This window comes from Amycolatopsis sp. GM8, from assembly GCF_021653975.1.
Classification (GTDB): domain Bacteria; phylum Actinomycetota; class Actinomycetes; order Mycobacteriales; family Pseudonocardiaceae; genus Amycolatopsis_E.
Map to the genome: position 1 here is coordinate 479,215 of NZ_JAJKFK010000006.1, position 10,311 is coordinate 489,525.

A 10,311-nucleotide genomic window follows, 5' to 3' on the forward strand; every position below is an offset into this window, starting at 1 on the left:
AACATCGATTTCGCGTGGCATCGATCGTGGCCGCACATTGAAGCGGGAAAGCCGCCGCCGCAACCTCCGCCGGCTCGTCTCGAACCGGTTGTTCGTGGTGGGTGCGGTGGCGGTGGTTTTCCTGGTCGCGGCAGCGATCCTGATCCCGTGGTTCTCGCCGTACGGGCAGTTCGACATGGTGCCGGCCGACAAGCTCCGGGGCCCCAGCGCGTCGCATTGGCTGGGGACCGACGACTACGGACGTGACCTCGCGACCCGGCTCGCCTACGGAGTGCGGACTTCGCTGGGGATCGGCGTCGCGGTCGCGGTGAGCACCACCGTCCTCGGTGCGGTGATCGGCCTCGCGTCGGCGTGGTTCCGGCGCCTCGACGGGGTGCTGATGCGGATCATGGACGGGCTGATGGCGTTTCCGAGCATCCTGCTGGCCATCTGCATGATGGCCGCGTTCGGGGCCAAGATCAGCAACGTGATCATCGCGCTCACGATCGTTTTCACGCCGCAGGTGGCCCGGATCGTCCGCTCCAGCGCGCTGAGTGTGAAGGAAGAGGTCTACGTGCTGGCGATGGTCGCGCAGGGAGCGTCCAGCGCGCGGATCATTTTCGGGCACCTGCTGCCCAACATCATCTCCCCGATCGTGGTCCAGGCCAGCTTCGTCTTCGCCGACGCGATCATCAGCGAAGCCTCACTAAGCTTCCTCGGGGCCGGTGTGCCACCGCCAGGAGCGAGCCTGGGCAGCATCCTGCACGACGGGAAGATCCTCATCTTCAGCGCCTGGTGGATCGTCGTCTTCGCCGGCATCGCGATCGTGGTCTCCGTCTTCGGGCTCAACTTCCTCGGCGACGGCCTGCGCGATTACTTCGATCCCAAGGGCGGGAAAGTCCGTGTGGTGTCCGGGATCGTGCGCGGGCAGGTCCGCAGGCTCACCGGCAGGCTCGGGGAACGTAAGCCGATACCGGCAGCACAGGAAGCCGTGGCGGCGAGTGGGGGAGGGAGCAACGCATGACGCGAAACGTACTCGAGGTCAAGGAACTGAGCACCTGGTTCGGGACCGAGGACGGGCAGATCGCCGCCGTGGACCGGGTGTCCTTCGTCCTGAAGCAGGGCGAAGTGCTGTCCATCGTCGGCGAATCCGGGTGCGGGAAATCCGTGACCGCGCAGTCGATCATGCGGTTGTACGAGGAGAACGGGTCGGTCGCCTACGACGGGTCGATCCTCTACGACGGGGCCGATCTGCTGGACCACAGCCCGGCGCGGATGGCGAAGCTGCGGGGCAACGACATCTCGATGATCTTCCAGGACCCGATGAGCGCGCTCAATCCGGTCTTCACCATCGGGACGCAGCTCACCGAAACGATCCGGGCGCACCGGAACGTCAGCCGGGGCGAAGCGCGCCGGCGGGCGATCGAGGTGCTCAATGCCGTCGGCTATCCCGACCCGGAAACGGGGTTGCGCCGGTACCCGCACGAACTCTCCGGCGGGATGCGCCAGCGGGTCGTCATCGCGATCGCCATCGCGTGTGAACCTAAGATCCTCATCGCCGACGAGCCCACGACGGCGCTGGACGTGACGATCCAGGCGCAGATCGTCGAGCTCATCGCGACGCTGGCGAAGGATCGCGGCATGGCGGTCGTGTTCATCTCGCACGATCTCGGCCTCCTCGCCGAAGTCAGTCACCGGGTCGCTGTCATGTATCTCGGACAGATCGTGGAGCTGGGCACCGTCGCGGAGCTGTTCTCGCAGCCGGCCCATCCCTATACGCGTGGCCTGATGGCCTCGGCGCTCACCTTGACCGGCCCGCTCACGCACCGGTTGACCACGATCGCCGGGACGGTCCCCGCGATCACCGACCGCCCCACGGGCTGTGTCTTCCAGGACCGGTGCGCCTACACGACAACACAGTGCCGCAGCCAGGAACCCTCGACCACCGAGCTGACCGGTGACCATCAGGTGCGGTGCTGGAACCACGACCAGCTGCCGGCGGTACTGGAAGGAGAACCAGCATGAGCACGGCCGTCAATACGGTGCCGCCGGACACCGCTCCGGTGCTCGAGGTGAAGAGCCTGAGCAAGCATTACCGCGTCTCCACCAATGGCGGACTCCTCGGCGCCAAGCGGACCCTCAAAGCCGCCGAGGACGTGTCGTTCGCGGTGCCACGGGGCAGGACCTTGGGGATCGTCGGCGAATCGGGCAGCGGCAAGTCGACGACCGGCCAGGCGCTGCTGCGGCTGACCGAACCGACGTCGGGCACGGTCACGTTCGACGGCCAGGACGTGCTGGCCATGAAGGGGGCCCAGCTCAAGGACTTCCGGCGCCGCGCGCAGATGGTGTTCCAGGATCCCTATTCCTCGCTCAATCCGCGCAAGCGTGTCGGGGAGACCTTGGCCGAACCGCTGGCCGTGCACCGTATCGGTGACCGGGCCGGCCGTGAAGACAAAGTCATGGCCATCCTGGAGAAAATGGGGCTCCGTCCCGATTTCGCCTACCGGTACCCCCACGAACTCTCCGGCGGGCAGCGCCAGCGCGTCGGGCTGGGCCGTGCCCTGATCAGCGAACCGGAGCTCGTCGTGTGTGACGAGGCAGTGTCCGCATTGGACGTCTCGGTGCAGGCCCAGATCCTCAACCTCCTGAGCGATCTGCAGGCCGAACTGAACCTGGCCTATGTGTTCATCACCCACGACATCAGTGTCGTCCGGCACATTTCGAACGACCTGATGGTGATGTACCTCGGCCGGGTCGTCGAGACGGGACCGACCCAGCACGTCATCGCCAACCCGGCCCACCCGTACACGAAGGCCCTGATTTCCGCCGTCCCCACCGGAAACACCACCACGGCGCGAGAGCGGACCGTCCTGCGCGGCGATGTTCCCTCCGCGATGAATGGCGAGACCGGGTGCCCGTTCGCGCCGCGATGCCCGATCGCCCAGGACATCTGCCGCGAGCAGGCCCCGCAGTTGCGCCCGCTCGACGACGGTAGCGCCGCCGCTTGCCATTTCGCCTGACCGAGCCCTCCCGGAGGACACAGCACGACCATGACAGAACCCACGAATCCCACGACTCACGAGACCATGACCCGCGCCCTGGCCGATTGGGTGACCACGAACCGGCTGCCCGGGCTGGCGGTGCAGGTCTCACACGGCGACCAGGTTGTCTTCGAGTACCTGCACGGACGTCGCGGCGACACCGGGCAGAACGATGCGGACACCCTGTTCGGCGTTGCGTCGGTGTCCAAGTCCCTGACCGCGACCGCGGTCATGCTTTTGCACCAACGCGGGCAGCTGAACATCGAGGACCCGATCGCCAAGTGGCTACCGCAGTTGCAGTTCGCGGGAGATGCCCACAACCGCATTACCATCGAGCACCTGCTCCGGCACACCTCCGGCCTGCCAGGTCTGTCCATGGTGGACGGTGCACGGACCCGCAGCATCCTCGCCGACCCCGATCGTGATCGTTTCCTGGCCGCAGTTCCGGTCAGCCGGCAGTACGAACACGTCCGCACTGTCGATGATCTGATCGCCGCACTTTCCGCCGCGAACCTCAGCTTTCTCGCTGAGCCCGGCGCGGTGTTCAACTACTCCAACGAGGGCTACGCCCTGCTGCAGGGCGTCATCGAAGCCGCCGCGGGCCAGGACTACCGCGGCTACGTCAAAGCCAACATCCTTGGCCCGCTTGGCATTGACCGCACAGCGTTCACCTATGACGAGCTGTCCGCGTTCGACAAGGTCGCGGACCTCTACGTGCCCTTCAAGGACACGGCCGACGCGTTCTCACTCTCGCCCGCCTGGTGGGATGTCGGCGACATCTACACCAACGGCTCCTGGAAAGTCACCCCCGGCGGCCTGTCCACGTTCGCGCGGATGCTCACCCGGGTTGCCCGCAACGAGTCCACAGAGGGTGCCGCGCTCACGCCGGACACGCTGCGCGCAATGACCGGGCAACCGACGAAGTTGCCGGACGGGTCGAGCTATGGGCTGGGCATGGAGATCGGGACGATCGCGGGGCGGGCCTGGTTCGGCCACACCGGGAGCGTCAAGGGCGTTTCCAGCGCCTACCGGTGCATTCCCGAGGAAGATCTCGCCGTCACAGTGCTCATCAATGCCTCCGGAGCCGACCCGGTCGGTCCCGCGGAACTCCTCACCCGTCTGTGGCTCGGCAGTCCCGAGGACGATTCCCTTGCCAGCACACCACAATCCGGTGCCGTGGATCTCGGCCAATACGTCGGCGAATACGCCTCCAGTGAGACGAACACCCTCACCGTGGCCCGGACCGATCAGGGGCTGACGGCCGTCACCAGGACCGGCGCCGGCCCGCTCGTGCCCGCCGGGCAAGACCTTTTCAAGGGGGCGAACAGCACCATGTACGCCTTCCTCAGAGACGACGACGGCACTATCACCGGCGTCTTCGCGGTCATGCGGGTCCTGCGGCGCGTCACGAACGCCCGCTGACGAACACATTCGACGAACGGAACCAGGGTGACCACGACCCCCATCGAAACCCCGCACTACGACGTTTCCCCCGCCCTTCACGATCAGCTCGTCGCCTGGCGCCGCGACTTCCACACCTACGCCGAACCCGGCTGGACCGAGTTCCGCACCACCGCCCGGATCATCACCGAACTGCGCGCCGCCGGCCTCGAGGTGATCTTCGGCCCCGACGTGTGCCAGGACGACGAGCGCATGGGCGTCCCCGGCCCCGCCGCGCTGGCCCGCGAACGCGAACGGGCCGTCGCCCAGGGTGGTGATCCCGGGCTCATCGCCGCGATGGGCGAAGGTTTCACCGGCGCCATCGCTCTCCTCGACACCGGCCGCCCCGGCCCGACCATCGCCTACCGCGTCGACATCGACTCCAACGACCTCATCGAGTCCACCTCGCGGGAGCACCGCCCGGCGCGCGAAGGCTTCGCGTCGGTCAATCCCGGCGCCATGCACGGATGCGGCCACGACGGGCATGCCGCCATCGGGCTGGGGCTGGCGCGTGCGCTTGTGGAGAACAAGGACGCGCTCAGCGGCCGCATCAAGATCATCTTCCAGCCCGCCGAGGAGGGTGTGCGGGGCGCGCACTCCATCGTCGCGGCGGGACACCTCGACGACGTCGACGTCTTCGTCGCCACGCACGTCGGTGCCGGTGTGCCGCATGCCGAAGTGGCCTGCGGTGGCCACGGTTATCTGGCCACGACCAAGTTCGACATCCGTTTCACCGGCGTCGGCGCACACGCCGGCAGCGGCCCCGAACTCGGCCGCAATGCCTTGCTCGCCGCGGCCGCGGCGGCCACCAATCTCCACGCGATCCCACGCCACAGTGGCGGTGACTCCCGCGTCAATGTCGGCACCCTGACAGCCGGTGAGGGGCGCAATGTGATTGCCCGGGAAGCCTTCCTGCGCGCCGAGACACGCGGGCGGACGTCCGAAGTGAACGACGAGATGTTCGCCAGGGCCCGATCCGTGATCGAGGGCGCGGCCCGGATGCACGACGTCGACCACAGTCTCACGATCGTCGGCGCCTCCGGTGACTGCGATCCCAGCGAGGACCTGCTCCCTTTCCTGCACGAGCAGTTCGCCAAGATCCCCGCCGTACAACGGATCCAGACACACCACCGGTCAGGTGGCTCCGACGATGCCACGGCGATGATGCGGCGCGTCAAGGAACGCGGCGGCCTGGCCAGTTACGTCTTCCTCGGGATGAACCTCCCGTCGGGTCACCACACGCCGACCTTCGACATCGAGGAGGACACCCTCGACACCGGCGTCGCACTCCTGGCCAATGTCGCCTTGAATGCCACGAGCATCGGCCGCTGAGGCGCGATTCAGCGCAGGTACCAGCCGAACCAGTCGCGGCTGGCGGGGTGCAAGTAGTGCTCCGGCGGGACCTGCTCGGCGGGGAAGAGCGAGAAACCCTTGGGCGGGCCGGTGGGGGAGTCGTGGAAGTAGGTGCCGCTGACCCAGGCCGGGTTGATGTCGAGTTCCATGCCGCGCACCACGCCGGCGCCCTTGAGGATGTTTCCCAGCGTGCACACCGAAAGCGCGGGCCCACCGACATAGACCTCGGCGCCGTCGGCGGTGACGCCGAACGCGGAGCGGTGGATGTAGGCGGCCTGGCCGATGGTGCTGCCCCACTCCTTGGTGCCGCCGGTGGCGCAGGTGGGGTTGACCTGGCCGTTGTCGACGAGCATGACCAGGTTCTGGCGGACGCTGGCGACCTCGGGGCCCATCCGGATTTCGTGGTTCCACGAGCCGACGGTGGCGGTGCCGTCGGTCCGGATGACGAGGCTGGCCGCACCGTCCACAAGGGGCACCGCGGTGCGGCCTTCGCTGAAGTAGCCGCCGTTGCTGGCTCCGTTGAGCCGGAATCCGGCGTTGAACGCGGCGGCGACGCTGTGCTCGAGCGCGGGCGTGATCGAGGTCGCCGCCCGCCACTTGCCGCCGGGGTCCTCGAAACCGGGCTGGAGTTGCCCGCGCACGAAGGTCGGATCGATCCACATCACCCCGGCGACGAACGAGGTGTGCTGCGGGTCCGGCCGGAGCGACGCGACCCGGACCGCCGCTTGCCCGTGGTCGGTCACAACGGTCTGCCACTGGCCTTCTCCCGGCAGCAGCGCGGTGCCGGCGAGTGACGTGATGGGCGCGGGTGCGGCGAGTCCGTGCGCGGCTTTCCCATCCGGCACCGGCGATGTCGGCACCGCGCCCGGCGCCACCGGGATGCCCCCGGCGGGCGCACCGCCGACGGGCGGCTGGTTGTGGTCGTACTGCTGCTTTTCCAGCCACGTCACGAGATCGCCCAGGCCGTGGTCGCGTCCCCATTCCGCCAGCCGCGCGGCGGTGCTGTCCGTGCCCGGCGCGGTGAGCGCGCCGGTGATCGACCAGCCGACCACGATGAGGAACACGAGCAGCGCGGCCAGCAGCGAGCGGCGCAGCCAGCGCACCCAGGGGCGCCGGCGTTTCCGCTTCGGCAGCTTGATGGGCTGGGTGTCGGCGGCGCTGCCCTCCAGGACGTCCGGAGACGTCGTCGCGAGCGAGCCCGAGAACAGCCCCTCATCGCCACCGCCCTCGGCGGGCCGCCCGCTCTCTCGAGCACGAATTTGTTTTGTCACCGAACCGCACAGGAGGTAGCCGCCAGAACAATGCCCCAAAGTAAGGACACCTCGCTGAGAGGAGGCTGAGCGCGCGGAACAGAAAGGGCGAACCGGGCGTCCGTTACTTGCCTGCGAGAAGTTCGCGTGCCAGCGCCGGATGGGTCACGAGGCCGTCGAGATAGCCGGCTTCGATCGCGACTCGCACGGCGTCTGCTTTCGCTGCCCCGTAAGCGATGCCGATCACCTCCGGCACATCGTGCAGCTGTTGTGGCCGGATGGTGATCATGCGGTCGGTGAGTCCGGACGTGACGGGCCGGCCATCGCGGTCGAGCAGGACACCCGCGATTTCGGCCATCGCGCCGTCGTTGCGCAGTTGTTCGCGTTCTGTCCGGCTCAACGCGTCATGCACCGTCGACAGCTCCCACGATCCGACGCCGACCACCGCGACCGTGACCTGAGGTACCAGGCCCATCGCTCGCGCGACATCCGGCTGCCGCCGCAACGTCCGGGCCGTCGTCGCGTCCGGAAGGATCATCGGGGCGTAGAAGTACGCCGCCGGCCCGGCCGCGATCTTCGCGACGGTCCGGACGAGTTCGATCGTGCTGTCCTCCTGGACGTCGGGCCGGCGCAGCGAACTCATCAGCGCACCCGAGAGCTGCACGACCGAGCAGGCCGGCAGGCCTTTCAGCGCGAAACTCATCGCGCGCACGCAGCGGGACCAGGCCAGTCCCAGCACGTCGTCCTGCTTCAGGATCTCACCGAGGAGCTCCGCGCAGCCCGCACCGAGTAGTTGCCGCTGCGCCTGCACGTCGGACTCGTCGACATCCAGCACCAGCGAATGCGTCAGCCCGTAGGCCTCTTGGACGCGGTCGAACAGCTCCACGTCGACATGACCGGCCTGCCTGATCTCGATGCGGACCATCCCGCTCGTCCGCGCCTCGTCAAGCAGCCGCGCGACCTTGAACCGGCTGAGGCGCATCTCCTCGCCGATCTCGCTTTTGGACTTCCCGTCCAGGAAAAACCGCCGTGCCACCGCGGCCGCGAAATCCCGGGCGGACTTCTCGTGCTCCGGCGAATCTCGCGCGCGCGAGACGAAGACCCGCGGTGGCCTCGTGGCCTCGCCAGGCTCCGGCAACAAGACTCGTCCCCCCGTTTCGGCCTGTGATCGCCGCATCAAGAATGTCTCATGAAAGCCGCGGGGGCGCAGGGGGATCCCGAAGTTGTCCTGGATTTGTCCAGTCACCGCCGGACACCTGGGGCGGCGGACGGATTGCTATCGTTTTCCACCGGTACGCCAGCCGCGAAGAGGAACACCGGTGACAGGTCCGAACGTCTTCATCTCGTACACTCACGACAGTGCGCGGCACCGCGATGACGTGCGCGAATTCGCCGGTTTCCTCGTTTCGCGCGGAATCGCGGTGGAGCTTGATCAATGGGCGGGGGTGGCGCGCCAGGACTGGTATCCGTGGGCGTGGCGCGGCATGTCCGGCGCCGATTACATCCTGGTGATCGCCTCGGCGGGCTATCGCGAGATGGGCGACGGCGCGGGCCCGAACGACCAGAACCACGGCGGCCGGGTCGAGGCGGCGCTGCTGCGGGACTTCCTGCAACGCGACCGTGCACAGTGGACCGGGAAGATCCTGCCCGTAGTGTTGCCCGGCCATACTGTCGGGGAGATCCCGGACTTCCTCCAGCCCTCCGCCGCCGACTATTACCCGGTCACGTCGTTCACCACGAGCGGGGCGGAAGGGCTGCTGCGCGCGATCACCGGCCAGGCCGCGCACATCCGGCCACCGCTCGGACCGCGCGTCAGCCTCCCACCCCGGTCCGGCCCGGGGGCGGGAATACCGGCACCGCAACCGGAATCCGAGCGGCCGCGCTGGGTGGCGCTGCCGGAGGTACCGCCCGTCGGGTGGCTCACGGACCTGTTCCCGCAGCGCCGGCCCCAAGCACCGGTCCTGGAACTTCATCTCGTCCCCGCGGCGCCCGAGGTCCGCTACGGCGTGACGGAACTGGAGGCGGTGACCGGGGAACTGGCCGACGTCGGCCGGGCCCAGCAGATCTTCCCGGTGACCGCGGGCCTCAGGATGGGCCATTCCGACAGGTTCGCCTGGGCTTGGACGATCGAGGAGCGGTCCCGGGAGACGGGACTCGCCGTCGGCCGCGACGGCCAGCGGACCTGCTGGTTACCGCTCCACCCGGCGGCGATCGGCTGGATCTTCGACCGGGACGAAATCGCCGGCGCGCTCGCCGGGCGCCTTTCCGCCCTTCTCGACATCGGGCTTCCGTCTCGCTGCCGAATGGCCACCGCGACCGGGTCCGTAGCCAACCGGAGACCGCGATCTCGACGGCCGACCTCCGCCAGGCGGTTCGTCCGGTCGCCGAGGAACTCGCCGCGCGTCTCGCCGTGGCGCTGAGGTAACGCGGGCGTTCAGGCGCTCCGGCCGACGTCGCCGAGTACCTGCTGGGCGACATGGTCCAGACTTGCCGTGATCCACTGCTCCAGGCTCCTGCCGGACTGCTCCGCGGCGGATTGCCAGCGTTCGATGCGCTCCTGCGCCACGCTCAGCTGCGGAATGGCCGCGGGTTGCGGCGCCGCCGCCCCGGGCTTTTTCCGGTGGGCGCGCAGATTTTCCCGCAGCTTGTTCCTGGACCAGCGTTGCTTTTCGGACTCATCGAGCCAATGGTCCTGCTCGGCGGTGCCGAGTGAAGCCACTTCGGCGTGATGCTGGAAGCTCAGGGTTCCGCGTCGCCGGTCGGGCGCGAAGCGCCGGCAGACCCACGCGTAATTGCGCAGGGTCTGGTAGTCGAGTCCGATGGCGTTGATGGCAAAGCGATAGCGGTCGACATAGGCCTTCTCGCCGTATATCATCCAGTCACCAAGGCACCACGAAGAAGAATCCGCGATCCTCGCCAGTTTCTGGCCGGCTTCCTCCCAGTTCTCGTATTCCAGCCGATCGGGGAGTTGCAATCCCACCCCGGTCAGTAAGATTTTTCCCCCGGTGGACAACGGCTGTTCCGGAGCAATAGGGGTGCTTCCGCCGCGTAGCGTGGGGTCCGGGGCCCCAGTTAGCTTCGTCCGTGCCATTATTCACCTTACTTTCTTCTTTGATTCATCATCGGATGACGCGAGTCGCGGAGCGTCGTCGTCGATGCGGATGCAAGGAATTCGTGGTGTCACAAATCGGTTAAGTGGCACCGTCTTATCGTTGGTCAACTGACAGTCGCGTGTCAACTACCGAGTG

General features: G+C 67.7%; 9 protein-coding genes. 6 read left to right on the forward strand and 3 right to left on the reverse strand.

The window, feature by feature from the left end:
• The first annotated feature begins 37 nt into the window (after window positions 1-37).
• Genes LOZ83_RS28555 through LOZ83_RS28575 form a run of 5 tightly spaced genes read left to right on the forward strand, consistent with a single transcriptional unit; the run spans window position 38 to window position 5,792 of the window.
• The gene (locus LOZ83_RS28555) at window positions 38-1,003 is read left to right on the forward strand and encodes an ABC transporter permease (RefSeq protein ID WP_236794798.1); all 966 of its coding nucleotides are present in this window, start codon (window positions 38-40) and stop codon (window positions 1,001-1,003) included.
• Window positions 1,000-2,004: an ABC transporter ATP-binding protein gene (locus tag LOZ83_RS28560; RefSeq protein WP_236794799.1), complete on the forward strand. Its 1,005-nt coding sequence runs from the start codon at window positions 1,000-1,002 to the stop codon at window positions 2,002-2,004. The genes LOZ83_RS28555 and LOZ83_RS28560 overlap by 4 nt, the downstream gene beginning before the upstream one ends.
• Window positions 2,001-2,999, forward strand: a complete 999-nt coding sequence (locus LOZ83_RS28565; protein ID WP_236794800.1) for an ABC transporter ATP-binding protein — start codon at window positions 2,001-2,003, stop codon at window positions 2,997-2,999. The genes LOZ83_RS28560 and LOZ83_RS28565 overlap by 4 nt, the downstream gene beginning before the upstream one ends.
• A gap of 30 nt (window positions 3,000-3,029) precedes the next feature.
• Entirely contained in the window at window positions 3,030-4,442 is a 1,413-nt protein-coding gene (locus LOZ83_RS28570) for a serine hydrolase (protein WP_236794801.1), read from the forward strand.
• 27 nt (window positions 4,443-4,469) lie between these two features.
• Entirely contained in the window at window positions 4,470-5,792 is a 1,323-nt protein-coding gene (locus LOZ83_RS28575; RefSeq protein ID WP_236794802.1) for an amidohydrolase, read from the forward strand.
• 8 nt (window positions 5,793-5,800) lie between these two features.
• Here the strand turns inward: LOZ83_RS28575 and LOZ83_RS40570 are convergent, their stop codons facing one another.
• On the reverse strand, window positions 5,801-7,084 hold the full coding sequence (locus tag LOZ83_RS40570) for a phosphodiester glycosidase family protein (RefSeq protein ID WP_236794803.1): 1,284 nt from the start codon (window positions 7,082-7,084) through the stop codon (window positions 5,801-5,803).
• Between the two features lie 103 nt (window positions 7,085-7,187).
• Window positions 7,188-8,201, reverse strand: a complete 1,014-nt coding sequence (locus tag LOZ83_RS28585; protein WP_236794804.1) for a sugar-binding transcriptional regulator — start codon at window positions 8,199-8,201, stop codon at window positions 7,188-7,190.
• 181 nt (window positions 8,202-8,382) lie between these two features.
• On the opposite strand from LOZ83_RS28585, the gene LOZ83_RS28590 reads away from it, so the two are divergent.
• Window positions 8,383-9,483 carry an SEFIR domain-containing protein gene (locus tag LOZ83_RS28590; RefSeq protein WP_236794805.1) on the forward strand — a complete coding sequence of 367 codons (1,101 nt, stop codon included), beginning with the start codon at window positions 8,383-8,385 and terminating at the stop codon, window positions 9,481-9,483.
• Between the two features lie 14 nt (window positions 9,484-9,497).
• Here the strand turns inward: LOZ83_RS28590 and LOZ83_RS28595 are convergent, their stop codons facing one another.
• Window positions 9,498-10,043 (reverse strand): LmbU family transcriptional regulator, encoded by a 546-nt coding sequence (locus LOZ83_RS28595; protein WP_236794806.1) that lies wholly within the window; start codon window positions 10,041-10,043, stop codon window positions 9,498-9,500.
• Window positions 10,044-10,311: the final 268 nt, after the last annotated feature.